Origin of the sequence: Hydrogenophaga sp. UC242_53 (genome assembly GCF_042696965.1) — a bacterium.
Taxonomy (GTDB): domain Bacteria; phylum Pseudomonadota; class Gammaproteobacteria; order Burkholderiales; family Burkholderiaceae_C; genus Hydrogenophaga.
Genome location: NZ_CP170552.1, coordinates 111,984 through 131,553 on the forward strand (window position 1 = coordinate 111,984; position 19,570 = coordinate 131,553).

Annotated in this window: 17 protein-coding genes and 4 pseudogenes; 13 read left to right on the forward strand and 8 right to left on the reverse strand. The window is 68.8% G+C overall.

What is annotated here, in order from left to right; translation table 11 throughout:
• Complete coding sequence (locus ACFJI0_RS00585; protein ID WP_382325853.1) at positions 1-1,962, reverse strand: transglycosylase SLT domain-containing protein; 1,962 nt, start codon at positions 1,960-1,962, stop codon at positions 1-3.
• An 87-nt stretch (positions 1,963-2,049) separates the two neighbouring features.
• Here ACFJI0_RS00585 and ACFJI0_RS00590 point away from each other — a divergent pair, with 87 nt between their 5' ends.
• Positions 2,050-2,700 carry a 5-formyltetrahydrofolate cyclo-ligase gene (locus tag ACFJI0_RS00590; protein WP_382323065.1) on the forward strand — a complete coding sequence of 217 codons (651 nt, stop codon included), beginning with the start codon at positions 2,050-2,052 and terminating at the stop codon, positions 2,698-2,700.
• A 96-nt stretch (positions 2,701-2,796) separates the two neighbouring features.
• Entirely contained in the window at positions 2,797-4,218 is a 1,422-nt protein-coding gene (locus ACFJI0_RS00595; RefSeq protein WP_382323066.1) for a hypothetical protein, read from the forward strand.
• Between the two features lie 46 nt (positions 4,219-4,264).
• Here ACFJI0_RS00595 and ACFJI0_RS00600 read toward each other — a convergent pair whose 3' ends face one another.
• The gene (locus tag ACFJI0_RS00600) at positions 4,265-5,182 is read right to left on the reverse strand and encodes a DMT family transporter (protein WP_382162256.1); all 918 of its coding nucleotides are present in this window, start codon (positions 5,180-5,182) and stop codon (positions 4,265-4,267) included.
• A 68-nt stretch (positions 5,183-5,250) separates the two neighbouring features.
• Positions 5,251-6,281: pseudogene (locus ACFJI0_RS00605) on the reverse strand (LysR substrate-binding domain-containing protein).
• A gap of 127 nt (positions 6,282-6,408) precedes the next feature.
• Between ACFJI0_RS00605 and ACFJI0_RS00610 the strand changes: the two are divergent.
• The gene (locus ACFJI0_RS00610; protein WP_382162253.1) at positions 6,409-6,906 is read left to right on the forward strand and encodes a DUF2917 domain-containing protein; all 498 of its coding nucleotides are present in this window, start codon (positions 6,409-6,411) and stop codon (positions 6,904-6,906) included.
• Between the two features lie 88 nt (positions 6,907-6,994).
• Here ACFJI0_RS00610 and ACFJI0_RS00615 read toward each other — a convergent pair whose 3' ends face one another.
• Positions 6,995-7,348 (reverse strand): TfoX/Sxy family protein, encoded by a 354-nt coding sequence (locus tag ACFJI0_RS00615; RefSeq protein ID WP_382323067.1) that lies wholly within the window; start codon positions 7,346-7,348, stop codon positions 6,995-6,997.
• Positions 7,349-7,385: 37 nt separating this feature from the next.
• Between ACFJI0_RS00615 and ACFJI0_RS00620 the strand changes: the two genes are divergently transcribed.
• Together ACFJI0_RS00620 and ACFJI0_RS00625 are read left to right on the forward strand one after the other, a co-directional pair.
• Positions 7,386-8,003 (forward strand): TetR/AcrR family transcriptional regulator, encoded by a 618-nt coding sequence (locus ACFJI0_RS00620; protein WP_382323068.1) that lies wholly within the window; start codon positions 7,386-7,388, stop codon positions 8,001-8,003.
• Positions 8,004-8,065: 62 nt separating this feature from the next.
• Positions 8,066-9,046 carry an MBL fold metallo-hydrolase gene (locus ACFJI0_RS00625; RefSeq protein ID WP_382323069.1) on the forward strand — a complete coding sequence of 327 codons (981 nt, stop codon included), beginning with the start codon at positions 8,066-8,068 and terminating at the stop codon, positions 9,044-9,046.
• A gap of 60 nt (positions 9,047-9,106) precedes the next feature.
• Here the strand turns inward: ACFJI0_RS00625 and ACFJI0_RS00630 are convergent, their stop codons facing one another.
• Positions 9,107-9,970, reverse strand: a complete 864-nt coding sequence (locus tag ACFJI0_RS00630) for a LysR family transcriptional regulator (RefSeq protein ID WP_382323070.1) — start codon at positions 9,968-9,970, stop codon at positions 9,107-9,109.
• A gap of 73 nt (positions 9,971-10,043) precedes the next feature.
• Here ACFJI0_RS00630 and ACFJI0_RS00635 point away from each other — a divergent pair, with 73 nt between their 5' ends.
• From ACFJI0_RS00635 to ACFJI0_RS00660, 6 genes and pseudogenes are all read left to right on the forward strand, one after another.
• The gene (locus ACFJI0_RS00635) at positions 10,044-10,703 is read left to right on the forward strand and encodes an ankyrin repeat domain-containing protein (RefSeq protein WP_382323071.1); all 660 of its coding nucleotides are present in this window, start codon (positions 10,044-10,046) and stop codon (positions 10,701-10,703) included.
• A 6-nt stretch (positions 10,704-10,709) separates the two neighbouring features.
• Entirely contained in the window at positions 10,710-10,928 is a 219-nt protein-coding gene (locus ACFJI0_RS00640) for a hypothetical protein (RefSeq protein ID WP_382323072.1), read from the forward strand.
• On the forward strand, positions 10,880-11,191 hold the full coding sequence (locus ACFJI0_RS00645; protein WP_382323073.1) for a hypothetical protein: 312 nt from the start codon (positions 10,880-10,882) through the stop codon (positions 11,189-11,191). Before ACFJI0_RS00640 ends, ACFJI0_RS00645 begins: the two co-directional genes overlap by 49 nt.
• Positions 11,192-11,195: 4 nt before the next feature.
• Positions 11,196-12,381, forward strand: a pseudogene (locus ACFJI0_RS00650) (cyanate transporter).
• Between the two features lie 111 nt (positions 12,382-12,492).
• Positions 12,493-13,131 (forward strand): annotated as a pseudogene (locus ACFJI0_RS00655) (SLC13 family permease); the annotation flags it as partial.
• Between the two features lie 70 nt (positions 13,132-13,201).
• A complete protein-coding gene (locus ACFJI0_RS00660; RefSeq protein WP_382323074.1) occupies positions 13,202-13,696 on the forward strand; it encodes an SLC13 family permease in 495 nt (164 codons plus the stop codon).
• A 6-nt stretch (positions 13,697-13,702) separates the two neighbouring features.
• Here the strand turns inward: ACFJI0_RS00660 and ACFJI0_RS00665 are convergent, their stop codons facing one another.
• Entirely contained in the window at positions 13,703-14,527 is an 825-nt protein-coding gene (locus ACFJI0_RS00665) for a DUF6279 family lipoprotein (protein WP_382323075.1), read from the reverse strand.
• A gap of 94 nt (positions 14,528-14,621) precedes the next feature.
• On the opposite strand from ACFJI0_RS00665, the gene glmU reads away from it, so the two are divergent.
• Entirely contained in the window at positions 14,622-16,043 is a 1,422-nt protein-coding gene (gene glmU / locus ACFJI0_RS00670; protein ID WP_382162214.1) for a bifunctional UDP-N-acetylglucosamine diphosphorylase/glucosamine-1-phosphate N-acetyltransferase GlmU, read from the forward strand.
• A gap of 103 nt (positions 16,044-16,146) precedes the next feature.
• Here glmU and ACFJI0_RS00675 read toward each other — a convergent pair whose 3' ends face one another.
• Both ACFJI0_RS00675 and ACFJI0_RS00680 read right to left on the reverse strand, forming a co-directional pair.
• Positions 16,147-16,905 carry a DUF2726 domain-containing protein gene (locus ACFJI0_RS00675; RefSeq protein ID WP_382323076.1) on the reverse strand — a complete coding sequence of 253 codons (759 nt, stop codon included), beginning with the start codon at positions 16,903-16,905 and terminating at the stop codon, positions 16,147-16,149.
• Positions 16,906-17,054: 149 nt separating this feature from the next.
• Positions 17,055-17,561, reverse strand: coding sequence for an Lrp/AsnC family transcriptional regulator (locus tag ACFJI0_RS00680; protein WP_382323077.1), 507 nt, complete (start codon positions 17,559-17,561; stop codon positions 17,055-17,057).
• Positions 17,562-17,694: 133 nt separating this feature from the next.
• On the opposite strand from ACFJI0_RS00680, the pseudogene glmS reads away from it, so the two are divergent.
• Positions 17,695-19,552 (forward strand): annotated as a pseudogene (gene glmS / locus ACFJI0_RS00685) (glutamine--fructose-6-phosphate transaminase (isomerizing)).
• Positions 19,553-19,570 lie beyond the last annotated feature (18 nt).

Genomic DNA, 19,570 nt, shown 5'->3' on the forward strand with positions numbered 1-19,570 from the left:
TCAGGGCAGGTCGGGGTTGACGGTGGGGGCGTTCACCGGGCGCGGGCCCACGGTGCCCAGCCGCGCGCGCAGCGACTGCGGCTGGCCGGTGATTTGCGCGGCGTAGTTGGTGGTGTTGGCCAGCACGCGCTTGACGTAGTCGCGCGTTTCCTCGAACGGGATGTTCTCGGTCCAGACCTCGCCCGGCAGCACCGGCCCGTTGCGCCACTGGCGCGAGCGGCCGGGCCCGGCGTTGTACGCGGCGGCGGCCAGCGGCAGCGAGCCCTGGAAGTCGTCGAGCGCGAACTTCAGGTAGGCGGTGCCGATCTGGATGTTGGTGTCGCGCTCGGTGATCTGGGCGGGTTTGAAGTTGGTCAGGCCGATCTTGTTGGCGGTCCAGCGCGCGGTGGCCGGCATCACCTGCATGAGCCCGGAAGCGCCCACGCCCGAGCGGGCGTCGGTGATGAAGCGGCTTTCCTGCCGGATCAGTCCGTACACGTAGGCCGGGTCCAGGCCGATCTCGGTGGCGCGGCTGACCACCTGGGCGCGGTGCGGCGTGGGGAAGCGCTGCGCGTGGTCCATCGATTCGGGCGTGCGCAGGCTGGTGTTGATGCAGCGGTCCCAGAGCTCATGCTGGCAGGCCAGGGCCGAGGCGGCCAGCAGCTCGCGCTCGCCCATGCCGCCGGGGGTGTGCAGGCCCACGGTGTAGTTCCACTCGCGCACGCCTTCGCTGCGCAGGCCCAGGCGGATGGCGATCAGCGCGCGGCGCAGGCCGGGGTTGTTCTGCGCGGCGGCGACTTCCTCGGCGGTGAGCGGTGCGGGCGCGGCCGGCACGGTGATGGGCCGGCCGAGTTCTTCCATCGCCAGCTGTTCGTAGAAGTCGCGGGTGGAGGCGATGCTCTCGAACAGCTCGCGCGCCTTGGCCGAGGCGGCCACCGGGTCGGGCAGCTTGAGCGCCTGCACCGCGCGCGCTTCCCAGTACACCCAGGCCGGGTCGCTCTGCTGGGCCTCGCTCATGGCGGCCACGGCATCGTGCACGGCGCTCCAGGAGCCCGCGCGCATGCCCGCGCGCGCCTTCCAGGCCAGGTGCTCGTCGTGCATGTGGCGGTCTTCGCCGTTGGCGAAGTAGCCCAGCGCCTCGGCCTGCAGCTTCTGCGCCGAGCGCTTGCCGATCACGCCCCAGGTCCAGCTGCGCTCTTCCTTGGTGAGCTGGGCCTTCCAGCGCGTGCGGTCCATCTCCAGCGCGGCGGCGGTGGGGTCGTTGGCGGCGAGGCGGATGATGGCCAGCGTCACCAGTTCCTTGGTGCGGGGCCGGATCGCGGTGAGTTTTTCGTCCAGGTACTTCGCGGGGTCGCTTGCGATGCTGTCGACCGTGGCGCTCAGGTCCGGGTCCAGCACTGCCACGGCCTGGGTGCGCACGCGCGCGCGGTTGGCGTCCATGGCCAGCCGGGCGCGCTGCCACACCACCTGGGGTTTGAGCTGCCCGGCGTCGAGCAGGAACTTGGCGGCGGTCGCGCAACCATCTTCGGCCTCGCGCTGCGCGTGCCAGTTGGCCTGCACCACGGGCGCCACGGCCTCGCCGGTCGCGCGGCCGGTCATCACGTCGCGCATGAGTGCGTAGCAGCGCACCTGGCGGTCGTCGTTCATGCGAAAGCGTGGCAGCTCGGCGTCGAAGTTGGCCCAGTCGCGTGCCTTGCCTAACTGCAGCAGCCAGTCGTTGCGCAGGCGGTCTTCCCAGTAGGTGCCCGCCATGCGGTCGAGCGCGGCGCGGATGTCCACCGGCGTGGCGATGTCCAGCCGCGAGCGGATGCTCCAGTAGTTCGCCAGCGGCTCCAGCGCGTGGCCGCGCACGGTGGGCAGCAGGTTGGCGAGCTGGAAGCTGTTGCCGCGCGAATAGGCCGAGCGCATCTCCAGCAGCGCGGCATCGCCGCCGCCGCTGGTGGCTTGTGCCAGCGCAAGGCCCGGTGTCACGAGCACCGCCATAATGAGCCGCAGTCCCAGCCCTTGCAGGCGTCGACCGATTCGCCGCGCGCTGCCCTGTTTCTCATCAACCAGATTCATGTGTCGATTATGGACAACAAAGACGGTCAGAGTCCCCACAAACCCCACGCTTCGCCGGGCGACGGATCGGCGGCTGCGCTGAAGGTCGAATGGCGCAAATCGCTGATTGAAAAACGACAGTCTCTGGCCGACCGCGCCTGGCGCAACGACCTGCTGCAGCGGGTCATGCGCGTGTGGCTGATCCACCGGCCCGACACCGTCATCGGCGCGTATTGGCCGATCAAGGGCGAGTTCGATCCGCTGCCCGCGCTGTTCCGCTGGCAGGAGGCCGGCCTGGAGGAGGACGCGCAAGGGCAGCAGCAGCACCGGCGCATCGGCCTGCCGGTGGTGAACAAGGTGGACAAGACGCTGACCTTCTACACCTGGTACCCGGGTTGCCCGATGGAAGAAGACGCCTACGGCATTCCCAAGCCGAAGGACACCGAGATCGTCGTGCCCACGCTGATTTTCGTGCCCTGCGTGGGCTACGGGCCCGGCGGTTTCCGCCTGGGCTATGGCGGCGGTTTCTATGACCGCACGCTCGCCAGCCTGAATCCCAAGCCGTTCACCGTGGGCCTGGGCTACGACTTCGGCTGGCTGCCCTACCTCAAGCCCGAGATCCACGATGTGCCGCTGGACGCGATCCTGAGCGACACGGGCGTGATGTGGCCTGAGCGCTGAGCGGCACCGCCGTGTCGGTCGCACGGCGAACTTGGGGAAATGGGTGAGTCACTCAGGTCTTCCAGCGCCGTGCTGGGTATCAAAGACTGTTTGAACATGAATTCTTTCCACATTGCGTCGAACACCGGCCGCTGTGCCGCGTCGAATGAAGGCGACATCGTCGGCTCTCAGGGTCGCCTTCGCTCCTATGAAGACCTGGCCCTCCTCATGCAGGAAACGCTGGGCACGTTCTTCCCGCTCGAAGGCCCCTTCCTGGGTCTGGCGGATTGCCGATCGGTGTTGACCGCCATGAACCACGGATTCAGTGCCCTGACCTCTGAAAGGCGCTGTGAGGCGAGGGCCGCACTGCAAGCTCTGCGCGATGAGTTGAGCCTCTCGGACCCGAATGGCGCGTGGTCCAAGGACATTCACGCCGACTTGAAAGAGACCATCCGCCAGTGCGCCTCGCCGCTGAACACGTTGCAACGCGACTTGGTTCGGCACATCACGGGCTATCTGGCCGAGGCGGACGTGCGGGTCGCAGGTGCGGTCAACCGAAAACTCAGGAAGGCCACCGAAGACCGGCTGCTGGCCCAGGCGATCAGAAGCCACTTCTCGGTGACGCGGTCACAAGATGGCGTCATGCCGGCGTTTCAGTCGTTCCTGGCAAGCATCAAGCAACTCGATGAGTACATGCAGGGGACCCCCTTGATGGCCTTGTCGGAGAAGCTGACCCGTCTCTTTGACATCGAGGACAGAACGAAGGTGTTTGACCAGATGCTGTGCTTTGTCGAGGCCATGCCGCAGGGTTTCCGATCGAAGCCGCTGGTGGCCCTCGGGGGGCGCTTCTGGGAGTTGTGGCAAGACGACCGGCACGATCGATTCGATGCCCTCCTGAATCTGGCCAAAGACATGCCGTTCGATGAGGGATGGCCTGTTTTCGAGGAACTGGCCGGGTCATTGATCTCGCTCACCGAAGAGTCGGTGGAAAACCGGTTCAACGCGCTGTTGAACATCGCGAATGAGGCGCCGCTGGCTCGGCGCAGCGAATGCCTGGTCTGCTTGGCCAAAGAACTGGCGTGCATTCCCAATGAAGAAAGAAAGGCGTCGTTCGATCGGATCCTGCAAATGAACCAGGTCATTCCCGCTGACGAGCAAGGCGCGGTGCTGGTTGCGTTGGCAACCCAATGCGCAAACCTTCCCGAAGACGTCAGCAAAAACGGGTTCGACGCCGTTCTTGATGGGGCGAAGGCATTGCCCGATGCTCAGCGCGCGCAGCCACTGGTCGCCCTGGCTGGCCGTCTCTCGGTGCTGCCGGACAGCTCATCGATGCTGCAGGTGCTCAACGCGCTCCTGGTGGTGGTCGAGTCGATGACTGAAGGCCGGGAAGGGGTGTTGATCGAGGCGGCCAATGGCCTGTATGGCTTGGACAGCGAAGCCAAGGTGCTGGCGCGCGAGGCCGTTCTGAACGTTGCCGACCAACTTCCCCCGGAGCAGAGGATGCTCGTGCGGGCGCAGCTGGAACCATTGGGCGTCTAGGCGGCTTTGGGCGAAACCGGTCTTCGATGCCGGTTGCCCGGCGCCGCTACGGATGGTCCGCGCTCGCGTGCACCTCGGTGATGCGCTTCTCGCGCCGCACGAGGTAGAGCCCGCTGCCCACGATGATGGCCGCGCCCACCCAGGTGTGGGCGCTGGGCAGGGTGTGCCAGATCAGCCAGTCCAGCCCCAGGCCCCAGGCCAGCGCGCTGTACTCGAACGGGGCCACGGCCGAGGCCTGGCCGTGGCGGAAAGCCTCGGTGATGGCGAGCTGGCCGCAGAAGCCGGTGACGGCCAGGGCCACCAGCAACAGCGCGTCGCTGCGCCGGATCGGCACCCACTCGGCCCAGGAGAGCGCGCCCGCGCCGAGGGCCATGAACACCATCATCCAGAACACCATGCTCTCGCTGCTGTCGGTGCGGGTGGCCAGGCGCCCGACCACGGCCGAGATCGCGTAGCACAGGGCCGCGCCCAGCGTGGCGAGGCCGCCGAGGGTGACGAAGCCGGCCTGCAGGTCGCCGCCGCTGGGGCGCAGCGCGATGAGCACGCCCACGAAACCGATGGCAATCGCCCACCAGTGCGCCTTGGGCACGCGCTCCTTGAGCACGGGCACCGAGAGGGCGGTGATGAGCAGCGGCGAGATGAAGAACAGCGTGTACGCGGCCGACAGCGGCAGCTCGCGAACGCCCAGGGTGAACAGCGCGAGCATGGTGATGCCGAGCACGCCCCGCAGCAGGTGCAGCGGCCAGCGGACCTTGAGCAAGGTGTGCCAGCCACCGCGCCACGAGATGTAAAGCAGCACCAGCGGCAGGGCGGTGAGGCCGCGCAGCGCGGCGATCTGCAGCACCGGGTAGGTGGCGGAGAGGGTCTTGAGCACCGCGTCCATGAACGCGAAGAAGCCCACGGCCACGAGCATGAAGGTGATGCTGCGCAGGTTGCCGGCGGCGAGGTGCTGAGAGGACGACATGAAGACTTTGGATGGGAAAGCGCCGGAGTGTGCCTGAGCGCGCGCGATCGCGCAGGCACCACCGCGCCTCAGTCCATCTGGTCCACTGTGTCGGGATCGGGCACGTCGCCGATGGCTTCGCGCGTTTCGGCGGCCTGCTTGAGCAGCCATTCGCAAAAGGCCTTGACCTCGGGCCGCTGCGCGCTGCGCGGCGCGACCAGCAGCCAGTACACGAGCGGCGAGTCCAGCCGGGTGTGGGGCAGGGGCTCGACCAGCGCGCCGCTGGCCAGGCTTTCGGCCACCAGCGGCAGGCGCGCGAGCGCCACGCCCTGGCCGGTGAGTGCGGCCTGCACGATCTGGTTGGCGTAGTTGAAGTACATCCAGCGCTGCGGCGAGAGCTTGGCCAGCGTGGCACGGCCACCGCGTTTGCCGGCCGGGGTGGCGGGCTTGTTGCCGAAGGTGTCGAGCCAGCGTTGCCAGGTGAGCCATTCGAGGTGGCGCGTGCGGTGCGCGTCACCGGCCTCGATGAGGGCGCAGCGCGAGAGGTCTTCAATGCTGTGGATGGGCTGGGTCTTGAGCAGCCAGGGGCTGGCGCACGGGCGTGAGCTGTTCGCCGAAGAGGCGCTGCGCGTCGGCGGGCATGGCCTGTGGCACGGCGTAGCGCAGGGCGAGGTCCACGTCGGAGGTGGCAAGGTCCACAGCGTTGTCGGTGGCGTCGATGCGGATGTCGATGTCGGGGTGGTCGCGCTGGAAGGCTTCGAGGCGCGGAATCAGCCACATGGAGGCGAACGAGGCCCAGGTGGTGATGGCCAGCGCCCTTGCGGCCCGCGCTCTGGCGGATCTGCCGCACGGCCGCGTCGATGCGCTCCAGCGCCATGCTGGAGGCGCGCAGCAGTTGCGAGCCCGCGCTGGTGAGTTCGACCGCGCGCGTGTGGCGCAGGAAGAGGGCGGTGCCGACCTCGTCTTCGAGCGCCTGGATCTGCCGGCTGACCGCGCTTTGCGTGAGCGAGAGTTCTTCGGCGGCAGCGCGGAAGTTGAGGTGGCGGGCCACGGCTTCGAAGGCGCGCAGATGCCCGGCGGCAATGGGGCGGGTGCGGGGGTGGCTGCTGGTGAGCTGCATGGGGGGCTCCGGGCATTGATGCGGTTAGCGAATCAATAGCTTACTGCGTATTCATTGGACGCAGAGGGCGTTCGGCCCGAACATTCATTCCCAGGATGAGCCATCGTCCCTTGTTAAGGAGCCTTCCATGAACACCCGTTTCGCCCCCATTGCCGTTGTGTCCGACCGCGTTGCCTGCCCCGCTGCCCTGCGTGGCTGGCGCCTCGACGCGCGCCGCGCGATGACCCTGCGCCCGCAGGTGCCGAGCCGCCTGCACATCACGCAGGGCCGAGCGTGGGTGACGCTGGGTGTGCCGCACCAGGGCGCGGGCAACGAATCGGGTGACGTGATGCTGGCCGCGGGTGAAAGCCTGGTGGTGCCGGCGGGCGCGCGCCTGGTGATGGAGCCCTGGCAGCCGGCCAGCGCCGGCCCGGTGCGTTTCGACTGGTGCGCCGAGCCCCAGGCCGTGGACCAGCCCGATCGCTTCGGCCGCGAGGTGGTGGCGCCGTCGCGCGAGCTTGCCGTGGCCCTGGGGCAGGCAGGCTGGGCGTTCGCCCGGCTGATGCGCGGCCTGTTCGGCTACAGCGAGTACCTCGTTGCCGGCCGGGGCCGGGTGCTCACGCCCTACGAATCCAACCCGCCCTGAGGCCTCGCGCGCCCACGCTCTGTCGCTGCGCGGGTCGCTGCCCTCCGAGGGGGCTGGCCTTGCTTGGGGCGGCCCTGCGCTGCGGCCGTCAGCGGGGCTTGCGTTTCGGCTTGCGCGCGGCCACCGCCGCCTCCAGCGCGAGCCGTGCCCAGGGCAGCATGAGCGCGGGTGACTCCAGCGCCTCGTCCGGGGGCGTGTGGTAGTGCAGCCGCCCGGACTTGCCCTTGAATTCGTACACGAAGGGGCGGCCGCCGGCGGCCAGCCAGCGCGGCTCGGTCTCGGCGTTGGTCTTGAGGAACAGCGTGTCCCACGCAATGATCGCGATGTTCATGCCGTCGGTGGAAATGCCCCAGCCGCCGAACATGCGCTTGGGCACGCACGGCCCCACGCCCGAGAGCAGTTCGCAGGCGTGTCGGGCGAAGGGATCGACGGGTTTGACCATGGCCGGATCTTAGGGCGCCATCCGGCAGAATGCGCCGATGGCCCGACCAAAATCCGCATCCCACGAGCTCAAGCGCGACGAAATCCAGAACGTCGCGGCGCGCTGCTTCGCCGCGCAGAGTTTTCCCGCCACAAGCATGAACGAGGTCGCCGCCGCCTGCGGCACCAGCAAGGCGCGGCTCTACCACTACTACGAGAGCAAGGAAGCGATCCTGTTCGACCTGCTCGACCGCTACACCCAGCGCCTGCTCGCCCTCATCGGCGAGGCCGAGGCGCGCGCGCAACGCAAGAACCTGAGCGAGCGCGACGCCCTGAGCGAGCTGGTGCGGGCCTTCCTGGCCGAGTACGAGACTTCGGCCACGCGCCACATCGCCCTGGTGTCCGACACCAAGTTCCTCGGCCCCGTGCAACGCATGCTGATCGTCAACCGCCAGCGCGATGTGGTGGCGGCGTTCACCCGTTTCATCATCCGCGCCTACCCCGAGCGCGTGACACCGGCCAACCAGACCGCGTTGACCATGATGCTGTTCGGCATGATCAACTGGACCTTCACCTGGCTGCGCCCGGGCGGCCCCATGAGCTACAGCGCCTTCGCCGAGGAGGTGGTGCAGATGCTGGAACGCGGTTTGTCCGGTGGCCCCACGGGGGCATCATGATTTACGTATGCGTAATTGATTTCGTTTAGGTAAAATTTGTGCTTCCCCACAGGAGACCCCCCATGAGCAAAGCCTTCGCCTCCCAGGCCGACCTGGACGACAAGAAAACCACTTTCGAACAGCTCAGCAAACATTGCTGGGCCTACACCGCCGAAGGCGACCCGAACTCGGGCGTGATCATTGGCGAGAAGTTCATCATGGTGAGCGACGCCACGGCCACGCCGGCCATGGCGCAGGACCTGATCAGGCAGATCCGAACCGTCTCCGACAAGCCCATCAAGTACGTGCTGCTGACCCACTACCACGCGGTGCGCGTGCTGGGTGCGAGCGCCTACGTGGCCGAGGGCGCGACCGAAGTGATCGCCAGCCGCGGCACCTACGAACTCATCGTGGAGCGCGGCGCCGAGGACATGCAGAGCGAGATGGAGCGCTTCCCGCGCCTGTTCCGGGGCTCCGAGAGCGTGCCCGGCCTGACCTGGCCGACGCTGGTGGTGGGCGATGGCCAGCCCGGCCGCCAGGGCTCGTTGACCGTGGACCTGGGTGGCGTGAAGGTCGAGATCTGGCACCCGGGCCAGGGCCACACGCGCGGTGACACCATCGCCTGGGTGGAAGAAGAGAAGGTGCTGTTCAGCGGCGACCTGGTGGAATACGAAGCCGGCGTGTACACCGGCGACGCGCAGCTGGAAGAATGGCCCGCCACGCTCGAAGCCCTGCGCGCACTCCAGGCCGAGGCCATCGTGCCCGGCCGTGGCGAAGCCATGAAGGGCCGCGCCGATGTGGACAAGGCGCTGGACTACACCAAGCGCTGGGTGACCACGCTGTTCCAGGCCGGCAAGGAAGCCGCCGCCGCCGGCATGGACCTCAAGGCCGCCATGGCCCACACCCGCAAGAGCATGGACCCGGTGTTCGGCCACGTGTTCATCTACGAACACTGCCTGCCGTTCGACGTGAGCCGCGCCTACGACGAAGCCAAGGGCATCAAGAACCCCCGCATCTGGACGGCCGAGCGCGACAAGGACATGTGGGCGGCCTTGCAGGGCTGACCGCGAAGCGGGCGGACCTACAAGCGCACAGCGCGCCGCAGGGCTGACCGCAGGCCTGGCTCAGGCGGGCTGCTGCCCGCTTCGGGCGGCCAGCACGGCCGCCATCTGCGCCACCAGTTCGGCCAGGGGGCCCGTGCCTTCCCCGGCATAGATGGAGACCGCGATCGGCGGTTCGCCCTGGAACGGCGCGTGGCGCCGCACGCGGTAGCCGGCCACCGCATTCCGGGGCAGGAGCGACAGGCCCAGCCCGGCCTCCACCGCCACCAGCACGTTGTGCAGGCTGTTGCCCGTGAAGGCGATGTACCAGCCCAGCCGCTCCTGTTCCACGCGCTCGAACATGGCCTCGCGGTAGAGGCCGCCGGGCGGAAAAGCCACCAGCGGCAGGGGGTTGGGCCAGGCCGGCGGGGCCTCGGCGCTTTCGAACCAGGCCATGGCCTCGGGAAAGCTCGCGCGGTGATCGGGGCTGGCGCTCTGTTCCTTGGCGATGGCGATGTCCAGTTCACCGGCCCGGTAGCGCCGGATCAGATCGCGGCTCAGGCCGGCCGTCACGTCCAGGTGGATCTCGCGGTGGCGCCGCGCAAAGTCCGCAAAGGCCTGGGCCATCGGCGCGCTGACCAGGTCTTCGGGCACCCCGATGCGCAAGGACACCGTGCCCGCGGGGTCGCGCAGCGCCGATGCCGCCTCTTCCTGCAGCGCCAGGATGCGGCGCGTGTAGCCGAGCAGGCGCTCGCCGGCCGCCGTGGGCTGGATCGGCCGCGCCGCGCGATCGATCAGCACCTGCCCGACGGCTTCTTCCAGGCGGGCGAGCTGCTGGCTGATGGTGGACTGCGTCATGCTCAGGCGGTCCGCCGCCAGGGTGAAGCTGCCGGCATCGGCGATGGCCGCAAAAGCGCGCAGCAGGCGGGGGTCGAGCAGAGGAATCATTTGAAAAATGGATGAAATTCATCCTAACATTTAATTTCCAAATGTTGGCCGCCTTGCCTACAGTGGAGCCACCATGCTTCGCCGTTCCATCCTTGCCTCACTCGCCGTGCTTCCATTTGCCTCTTCGGGGAGTGAGGCCGGGAAGGCCTTCCCGCTGCATGTCGCCGCCGGCCGGAACGATGTCGCCGGCATCCGTCGGCTGTTGGCCGAGGGCGCGCCGATCGACGCGCGCGACGGCAGTGGCGCGACCGCGCTGCTGGTCGCCACCCATGCCAACCAGGTCGAGGCGGCCCGCGCCTTGATCGAGGCCGGCGCCGACGTCAATGCCAAGGACGGCATCAACGACAGCCCTTATCTCTACGCGGGAGCCCGGGGCCACCTGGCCATCCTGAAGATGACGCTGTCGCACGGCGCCGATCTCAAGAGCACCAACCGCTACGGCGGCACCGCGCTCATCCCGGCGGCCGAGCGCGGCCATGTGGAGACGGTGCGCGCGCTGATCGAGGCGGGTGTCGCGGTCGACCACGTCAACCGGCTCGGCTGGACCGCGCTGCTGGAGGCCATCATCCTGGGCGACGGCGGCGAGCGCCACCAGCAGATCGTGGGCCTGCTCGTGAAGGCCGGCGCCAATGTCAACCTGGCGGACAAGGACGGCGTCACGCCGCTGCGCCATGCCCGCACCAAGGGCCAGAAGCCGATCGAAGCGATGCTGCTGGCCGCCCACGCGCGCTGAAGCCCCATGAGCGACACAGACACCCACTTCCTGCACCAGGCCATCGAACTGGCGCGCGACAACATGGCCCAGGGCGGCCGCCCGTTCGGCGCGGTGGTGGTGCGCGGTGGCGAGGTGCTGGCGCACCGGCGTCAACGAGATCCTGCGCAACCCACGACCCGACGGCCCACGCGGAGATGTCGGCCCTGCGCGCCGCCAGCCGCCGGCTCGGATCGCCCGACCTGAGCGGCTGCGCTGTCTACGCCAGCGGCCACCCCTGCCCCATGTGCCTGGCGGCGATGCGGCTGGCCGGCGTGGTGCGGGTCGCCTACGCCTATTCCAACGAGGAGGGCGCGCCGTTCGGGCTGTCCACGGCGGCGATCTACGAAGACCTCGCCAAGCCCTTGGCCGAGCAGTCCATGCACATTCGCCACCTGCCGGTGCCGCGCCCAGATCTGTACGCGCAATGGGCGCAGGCGCAGGCGCAGGCACGGAACCGGAAGGCCTAGGCCCGTGAAGGTGAACGTCCGCTGGCTGCTGGTCGCGGTGGCCCTGATCGCGCTCAACCTGCGGCCCTTCATCGCGGGCATCGGGCCGCTGGCGGCCGACATCGGCCGGCACACCGGGCTCGGTCTGAAGGGGATGTCGCTGCTGACCCTGGTGCCGATGCTGCTGATGGGCGTGTTCGCCTTCGCGGGCCCCTGGCTGCAGACCCGCATCGGAGCACGCCGCGCCGTGGTGGCCGCGCTGATCCTGCTGGTGCTGGGCTCCGTGCTTCGCCTGTTCACGCAGAACGGCTGGCAGCTGGTGGGCACCGCCGCCCTGCTGGGCTTGGGTGCGGCGGTGGTGCAGGCGCTGCTGCCCGGCATCGTCAAGCGGCAGTTTCCGCGCCATGTCGGTGTGGTGATGGGCCTGTACTCGGCGATGCTGATGGGCGGCGGCGCGCTCGGTGCGCAGGTCGCGCCGCTGGTGGCGGCGGCCAGCGGCAACTGGCACCTGGGCCTGGCCTGGATGGCCGTGCCCGCGCTGCTCGCCGTGGCGCTGGCGGCGCGCAGCCTGCCGCCCGACGCCCCGGGCCGCCAGGACAGCCTGGCCGTGACGGCCTACCTGCGGCGGCCGCGCGTCTGGCTGCTGATGCTGTGTTTCGGCCTGGTCAACGGCGGTTATTCGACCGTCGTGGCCTGGCTGGCACCGTTCTTTCAGGAGCATGGCTGGAGCGCGGCCGGCAGCGGCACGCTGCTGGCCGTGCTGGCGCTGAGCCAGGCGCTGGCGGCCCTGGGCCTGCCGATGCTGGCCGGCCGGCGCAAAGACCGCCGGCCCTGGCTGTGGTTCACGCTGGCCCTGCAGGCCATCGGCTTCGCTGCGCTGGCGCTGTGGCCCGATGCGGCGCCTCTGGCCTGGGTGGTGCTGCTGGGCGCGGGGCTGGGGGGCTGCTTCGCGCTGTCCTTGATCGTGGCGCTGGAGCACCTGTCCGATCCCGGGCAGGCGGGGGCGCTGTCGGCGCTGATGCAGGGCGGCGGCTTCCTGATCGCCGCGATACCACCCTGGATCATCGCCTTGCTGCGCGACGCGACGGGAGGCTTTCGCGCCGGCTGGCTGATGCACCTGGCCTGCGCGGCGCATCGTCGCGCTGCTGTACGGGCGCGTGGCCCCGGCCAGTTACCCGGGCGCGATCCGCCTGGTGCCGCGCGCCACCTGAGCGCCGGCCCGCTCGCGCTACGATCCGCAGCGCATGCCCACCACTTCCGCCCTACACCACACCGCCACCGACTGGGGCATCGTCGCGGTCTTCGCCGTCGTCTACCTGGGCATGTTCCTGGGCGGCCTGCCGCGCCTGAAGCTGGACCGCTCGGGCGTGGCCCTGCTCGGCGCCATCGCGGTGATCGGCCTGAGCGGCCTGCCGGTGGAGGACGCGGCGCGCTCGGTGGACCTGCCCACCATCGTGCTGCTGTTCGCGTTCATGGTGGTCTCGGCGCAGATGCGCCTGGGCGGTTTCTATGGTGCGGTGACGCGGCGGGTGGGCGCGCTGCCGCTGTCGCGCAACGGCCTGCTGGCCGCGCTGATCGTGGTCTCGGGCGCGCTCTCGGCGGTGTTCTCCAACGACATCATCTGCCTGGCCATGACGCCGGTGGTGGCGCGGCTGTGCCTGCAGCGTGGCATCAACCCGCTGCCCTTCCTCATCGGCCTGGCCTGCGCGGCCAACATCGGCTCGGCCGCCACGCTGATCGGCAACCCGCAGAACATGCTGATCGGCTCGGTGCTGCAGCTGCCCTTTGGCGGTTATGTGCGGCAGGCGCTGGCGCCGGTGCTGATCAGCCTGCTGCTGTTATGGCTCTGGCTCGCGTTCGGGCCCGGTGCGCGCACCGCGTCCGCCCCCGAGGCCGCCGGCCTGCCTTTCGCGGCCGTGGCCGAAGCGCCGCCCGAAGAGCCCGCCTTCGATGCCTGGCAGACCACCAAGGGCCTGCTGGTGGCGGGCGCGCTGATGCTGATCTTCCTGTTCACCGACTGCGCAACGCGACGTGGCGGCCCTGGTGGGCGCGGGCCTGTTGCTGCTCAGCCGGCGGCTGCATTCCTCGCACGTGCTGCGCCTGATCGACTGGCCGCTGCTGCTGCTGTTCATGGGCCTGTTCGTGGTCAACCACGCGTTCGAGACCACCGGCCTGGCCGCGCAGGCGGTGGCCTGGCTGGGCACGCTGGGCGTGCACCTGGCCGAGCCGGGGCCCTTGCTGGTGGTGAGCGCCGTGCTGTCCAACCTGGTGTCCAACGTGCCGGCGGTGATGCTGCTGCTGCCGCACCTGGGCGGCAGCGGCGCGCAGGCCGGCGCGATGCTCGCGCTGGTGACCACCTTCGCGGGCAACCTGCTGCTGGTGGGCTCGATCGCCAACCTGATCGTGGCCGACCTGGCGCGCCAGCAAGGCATCGTGATCGACTGGAAACGCCACGCGGTCACCGGCATTCCGGTGACGCTGCTCACGCTGGCCGTGGTGTGGGGCTGGATGCGCTTTGTCGCCTAGCGCGCCTCAGCGTTGCGCGCTCAGCGTGCGCAGGTCGTCTTCGTAGCCCTTGAGCACGCGCACGGCGTTGGCGCGCTGCTCGGCCGTGGTGGCGTTGTGCAGCGTGGCGAACTGGGCGCAGCCCTGGCGCACGAGGGCCTGGTTGTAGGCGTGGTAGCTGGGCTCGGGCGATTGGCGGATGCGCGCGATGTGCTCGCGCACCAGCTGCTCGGCCTTGGCGGGCGTGGCCTGCGCGTCGCGGATCGTCTGCAGCAGGTCGGCCTGGCGGCGCAGGCGCTCGGCCTGGGTGCGTTGTGGGTCGAAGGGCGACTGCTGCAGCCAGTCCCGCAGGAGATCGCGCTGTGCCGGACTGAGCTTGCCGTAGAACGATTCGCTGCGCTCGACGGCCTTGTCCAGCCGCTTGTTCAGGCGCTGTTGGGGGCTGCCCCGCAGGAAGTCCTTTTCAAAGTCCTCGTTGCTTTCGGCCTGCTGCTTCTTCAGGTTCTCCAGCTGCTCCGGGGTCAGCTGCAGGGCCAGGCGCGCGAACGGTTCCACCGTCTCGGCCGCGGCCCGCTCCAGCCGCTGGCGGATGTCCTCGAACTGCGCGCAGGCCTGCGCGGGCGAGACCTGGTCCACCGCCATCGTCTGCCACTGGCGCAGCAGGCTGGCGTAGGCTGGCAGCTCCTGGCGGCGGTGCCACTGGAAGAAGGCCTTGAGGTCTTCGCGCGTCTGCGCGGTCTGCGTGTCCGTCAGGTCCACGTGGCGGTCGATCCACCAGTAGCTCAGGGTGGGCGCCTGGTTGTAGGCCAAGCGCGTGGCGGTGCAGGCAACAAGGAGGATTGCCAGCGTCACCAGTGCGCCAAGGCGCAGCGCACGGCGGGCGATAATGCCCGGCTGGTGATGGCCGGCAAGAACGCCGTGCAACCCGTCTCTGCAAGAGGTGTTCATGTCGTTCCCTGTGGATGTGGTGGTGATGGCGGCCGGCAAAGGCACGCGGATGAAAAGCCTTCGGCCCAAAGTGTTGCACCGTTTGGGCGGGCGTGCACTGGCCCAGCATGTGATCGACTGTGCAGCGCGGTTGTCCGCGCGATCGGTGGTGGTGATCACCGGCCACGGCGCCGAGCAGGTCGAGGCCGGCCTCACGACCCCCGTGGCAACCGGCGACAGCGCCGCCCCGAAACTGCGCTTCGTGCGCCAGGAGCCCCAGCTGGGCACCGGCCACGCGGTGCAGCAGGCCGTGCCCGTGCTGGCCGACGACGGCGTGGTGCTGATCCTCAATGGCGATGTGCCCTTGATCGGACAGGCCACGCTGGAGACCTTGCTGCAGGCCTGCGACGGGCAACACCTCGCGCTGCTGAGCGTGGACACGGGTGGCGACGCCACCGGTTACGGCCGGATCGTGCGCGCCCTCGATGCGGACCGCTCGGTGCACGCCATCGTGGAACACAAGGACGCCAACGAGGCGCAGCGGCGCATCACCGAGTGGTACAGCGGCGTCATGGCCGCGCCCGCCGCCCTGCTCAAGCCCCTGCTTCAAGGCCTGACCAACGACAACAGCCAGCGCGAGTACTACCTCACCGACGTGGTCAAACATGCCGTGGCGCAAGGCTTGGTGGTGCGTGCCGTGACCACGGGCGATGAGGTCGAGGTGGCGGGCGTGAACAGCCCGGTGCAGCTGGCCGAGCTGGAGCGCGCCTACCAGCGCCGGCTCGCCGACGCCCTGATGGAGCAGGGCGTGCGCCTGGCGGACCCCGCGCGGCTGGACGTGCGCGGTGAACTGCTCTGCGGCCAGGACGTGGAGATCGACGTCAACTGCGTGTTCGAAGGCCGCGTGAAACTCGGCGACGGCGTGCGCATCGGCGCGAACTGCGTGATCGCCAACGCCGCCATCGACGCAGGCGCGGTGATCCATCCCTTCACCCACATCGACGGCGAGAAGCTGGGCGTGTCGGTCGGGCGCGGCGCGCTGGTGGGGCCGTTCGCGCGGCTGCGCCCGGGCGCGCAGCTGGGCGAAGAGGTGCACATCGGCAACTTCGTGGAAGTGAAGAACAGCACCCTCGCCGCGGGCGCCAAGGCCAACCACCTGGCCTACCTGGGCGACGCCACCGTGGGCGAGCGGGTGAACTACGGCGCGGGCAGCATCACCGCCAACTACGACGGCGCCAACAAGCACCGCACGGTGATCGAGGCCGACGTGCACGTGGGCAGCAACTGCGTGCTGGTGGCGCCGATCACCATCGGCGCGGGGGGCACGGTGGGTGGGGGCTCCACCCTCACCAAGAGCACGCCGCCCGGCGCGCTCGCGGTCGCGCGCGGCAAGCAGATGGTGCTGGACGGCTGGCAGCGCCCGACCAAGAAGAAAAGCTAGGAGCGAAGGGCTTTCGTCCAGAGCACCCGCAGAACCGGCTTTGCGGGGCTGCCAGGTGCGCCCCCTTGAGGGGGGACGCGCGCAGCGCGGCGGGGGTGTTTCTCTACCTCCCGCGCACGTCTTGTGAACTGCCGTCGAAGCGGCTGTCGCCGCGCTCGTGGCTGTCAAAGCCGCTGTTGCCGTTGAGCCGGGCCTCGTCGAAACCGCGGCGGCCATTGCGGTTGAGGTCCATCAGCCCGCTCATGCCCATGATTTCCGATTCGCGGAAGCCGGTGTTGCCATGCTGCTGGTCGAAACCGGAGAACTGGCTTTCCAGCTGCTGGCGCGCGTTCTCGCGCCGTTCTTCGCGGCTCCTGGGCTTGGGCAGTTCCGCCAGGTTGAGCTGGGCCCGGAAATCGGCCGGCGAAGGCATGCGGTGAATGCCGTTCTTGAGAAACACGAAACGCACGCCCGCTGTCTTGAGGATGCGGTTCTTGATCTTGACCTTGAGGGCCTTGGCCTTGGCGTCGCTCAGGTGGTGTTGCTCCACGTCGAACGCAAAGCTGGGGCGACCGTCCGGGCCGCAGACCACGAAGTCCACCTTCTGCTCGTACAGCCGCTCCTCGGCGCGCCTGCGGTCGGCCGCGCGCCGCACCGTCAGCATGTCCTTGAGCATCATGTTGGGCAGCACGATCTGGCCCGGAAAGGTGTCCTGCAGGTAGTCCAGCATGTGGGCCTGCTCGGCCGTGAGGATGCGCTCCGGTGAGTACCGGTCGTCGCGGCCGGACGACTCGCGGCGCCTGAGGCGGCGGACCGCCCAGACGCACAGCGCCAGCACCACCAGGGCGGCGGCGCCGAGCAGCGCGATCGTCACAACATCCATGCAAGCTCCTTGAACCCGAGCGGATCGGGAGATGGGATTTTAGGAGCGTGTTACAGGTGCCCTGGGCCGTCAACCGCTCAGGACCGATGTGAGGTCCTTTTTTGTGCGGTTTGCATCAATATCCGGCCCGATGTGGTTTACGAAGGTATTCAATTGCCCCCGCCGCTGCGCCCCCGGCCCAGCGGCAGCCGGGGATCGAACTTGGCGCGCTTGAGGCTGAAGAAGGCCTTGATGTTGCGCACGTTGGCGTCGCTGGTGAACAGCTGCTGGGCCAGCGCGAGGTAGGCCGGCATGTCCACACAGTGCACCACCAGCATGAAATCGGGCCCGGGGCTCACGCGGTAACACTGCTGCACCTCGGGCGTGGGCAGCACGCGGGCCTCGAAGGCGTCCAGGTGCTCCGCGCCCTGGCGCTCCAGGGTGATTTCCACCAGCGCGGTGAGGCCATGGCCCAGCAGCGGGGCGAGCCGGTCGGCGCTGAGCAAGGCCACCTCGCGCTCGATCAGCCCGAGCTGGCGCAGCCGTTTGACGCGCCTCAGGCTGGTGGGCGGCGAGAGGTGGGCCAGCTCGGCCAGCGCCTGATTGCTGCGCGAGGCATCCGCCTGCAGCAGCTCCAGCAGCCGCAGATCGGCTTCGTCGATGTCGATTGGTTCCATAAAATCGAGTTTGGTGAAATATTTGACGGTTTTTATGGTGTTCAGAAATTATCAGCCGTCTGTGGTCATTATTTGATCATTAATTTCTTGGTGCCGTGTTTAGCATCACGCATCCCATTTTTCAGGAGCGAGTATGTGCGGCATCGTGGCAGGGGTTTCCGGGCGTGACATCGTGCCCGTGCTGGTTCAGGGCCTGCAGCGGCTGGAGTACCGCGGTTACGACTCCTGCGGTGTGGCCGTGCACAGCGGCGGCCTGCAGCGCGCGCGCAGCACGTCGCGCGTGGCCGAACTCGCGCAGCAGGTGCAGCAGGAGTCCATCGGCAGCGGCACCGGCATCGCCCACACCCGCTGGGCCACTCACGGCGCCCCGGCGGTGCACAACGCCCATCCCCATTTCAGCCACGGTCCTGGCGCCGTCGCGGGCGCGGCCGGCCGCGTGGCCCTGGTGCACAACGGCATCATCGAAAACCACGACGAACTGCGCGCCGCCCTGCAGGCCAAGGGCTACGTGTTCGAGAGCCAGACCGACACCGAAGTCATCGCCCACCTGATCGACTCGCTCTACGAAGGTGACGTGTTCGCCGCGCTGCAGGGCGCGGTGTCGCAATTGCACGGCGCCTACGCGCTGGCCGTGTTCCACAAGGACGAGCCGCACCGCGTGGTCGGCGCGCGCGCCGGCTCACCCCTGGTGCTCGGCGTGGGGCAGGGCGGGGCGGAACACTTCCTCGCCAGCGACGCCATGGCCCTGGCGGGCGTGACCGACCAGATCGTGTATCTGGAGGAAGGTGACCTCGTCGACCTGCAGCTGGGCCGCTACTGGGTACTCGACAGCGCAGGCCGCGCCCTGAGCGCCGTGCAGCGCCCGGTGAAGACCGTGCAGGCCCACAGCGGCGCGGCCGAACTCGGCCCGTACCGCCACTACATGCAGAAGGAAATCTTCGAGCAGCCGCGCGCGATCGGCGACACGCTCGAAGGCCTGGAGGGCATCACGCCCGAGCTGTTCGGCGACGGCGCGTACAGCGTGTTCAAAGAGATCGACAACGTGCTCATCCTGGCCTGCGGCACCAGCTACTACAGCGGCTGCACCGCCAAGTACTGGCTGGAGGAGATTGCGAAGATTCCCACGCAGGTGGAAGTGGCGAGCGAGTACCGCTACCGCACCAGCGTGCCCAACCCGCGCACCCTGGTGGTGACCATCACGCAAAGCGGCGAGACGGCGGACACGCTGGCCGCGCTGCGCCACGCGCAAAGCCTGGGCATGAAGCACACGCTGACGGTGTGCAACGCTGCGCACCTCGGCGATGGTGCGCGAATGCGAGCTGGCCTACATCACCCGTGCGGGGGTGGAGATCGGTGTCGCGTCCACCAAGGCCTTCACCACGCAACTGGCCGGGCTGTTCCTGCTCACGCTGGCGTTGGCGCAATCGCGCGGGCACCTGAGCGAAGAAGCCGAAGCCGAGCACCTCAAGGCCATGCGCCACCTGCCGGTGGCCCTGCAGGCCGTGCTCGCGCTCGAGCCGCAGGTGATCAGCTGGGCCGAAGACTTCGCGCGCATGGACAACGCGCTGTTCCTGGGCCGGGGCCTGCATTACCCGATCGCGCTCGAAGGCGCGCTCAAGCTCAAGGAGATCAGCTACATCCACGCCGAGGCCTACCCGGCAGGCGAGCTCAAGCACGGCCCGCTGGCGCTGGTGACGGCGGCGATGCCCGTGGTGACGGTGGCGCCCAACAACGCGCTGCTGGAAAAGCTCAAGAGCAACATGCAGGAAGTGCGCGCGCGCGGCGGGGTGCTGTATGTGCTGGCCGATGCCGACACCCGCATCGCCAGCAGCGAGGGCATCCACGTCATCCGCATGCCCGAGCACTACGGCGCGCTGAGTCCCTTGCTGCACGTGGTGCCGCTGCAGATGCTCGCGTACCACACGGCACTGGCCAAAGGCACGGACGTGGACAAGCCGCGCAACCTGGCGAAGAGTGTGACGGTGGAGTGAGGGGTTTGGACTTGGGTG

Bases quoted from the DNA above. Each gene is read 5' to 3' on its own strand.
- ACFJI0_RS00620 (WP_382323068.1), top strand. From the start codon at position 7,386: ATGGCCCGACCAAAATCCGCATCCCACGAGCTCAAGCGCGACGAAATC.
- ACFJI0_RS00595 (WP_382323066.1), top strand. From the start codon at position 2,797: ATGAATTCTTTCCACATTGCGTCGAACACCGGCCGCTGTGCCGCGTCG.
- ACFJI0_RS00630 (WP_382323070.1), bottom strand. From the start codon at position 9,970: ATGATTCCTCTGCTCGACCCCCGCCTGCTGCGCGCTTTTGCGGCCATC.
- ACFJI0_RS00585 (WP_382325853.1), bottom strand. From the start codon at position 1,962: ATGGCGGTGCTCGTGACACCGGGCCTTGCGCTGGCACAAGCCACCAGC.
- ACFJI0_RS00640 (WP_382323072.1), top strand. From the start codon at position 10,710: ATGAGCGACACAGACACCCACTTCCTGCACCAGGCCATCGAACTGGCG.
- glmU (WP_382162214.1), top strand. From the start codon at position 14,622: ATGTCGTTCCCTGTGGATGTGGTGGTGATGGCGGCCGGCAAAGGCACG.
- ACFJI0_RS00645 (WP_382323073.1), top strand. From the start codon at position 10,880: ATGTCGGCCCTGCGCGCCGCCAGCCGCCGGCTCGGATCGCCCGACCTG.
- ACFJI0_RS00600 (WP_382162256.1), bottom strand. From the start codon at position 5,182: ATGTCGTCCTCTCAGCACCTCGCCGCCGGCAACCTGCGCAGCATCACC.
- ACFJI0_RS00625 (WP_382323069.1), top strand. From the start codon at position 8,066: ATGAGCAAAGCCTTCGCCTCCCAGGCCGACCTGGACGACAAGAAAACC.
- ACFJI0_RS00680 (WP_382323077.1), bottom strand. From the start codon at position 17,561: ATGGAACCAATCGACATCGACGAAGCCGATCTGCGGCTGCTGGAGCTG.
- ACFJI0_RS00615 (WP_382323067.1), bottom strand. From the start codon at position 7,348: ATGGTCAAACCCGTCGATCCCTTCGCCCGACACGCCTGCGAACTGCTC.
- ACFJI0_RS00590 (WP_382323065.1), top strand. From the start codon at position 2,050: ATGGACAACAAAGACGGTCAGAGTCCCCACAAACCCCACGCTTCGCCG.
- ACFJI0_RS00675 (WP_382323076.1), bottom strand. From the start codon at position 16,905: ATGGATGTTGTGACGATCGCGCTGCTCGGCGCCGCCGCCCTGGTGGTG.
- ACFJI0_RS00610 (WP_382162253.1), top strand. From the start codon at position 6,409: ATGAACACCCGTTTCGCCCCCATTGCCGTTGTGTCCGACCGCGTTGCC.
- ACFJI0_RS00635 (WP_382323071.1), top strand. From the start codon at position 10,044: ATGCTTCGCCGTTCCATCCTTGCCTCACTCGCCGTGCTTCCATTTGCC.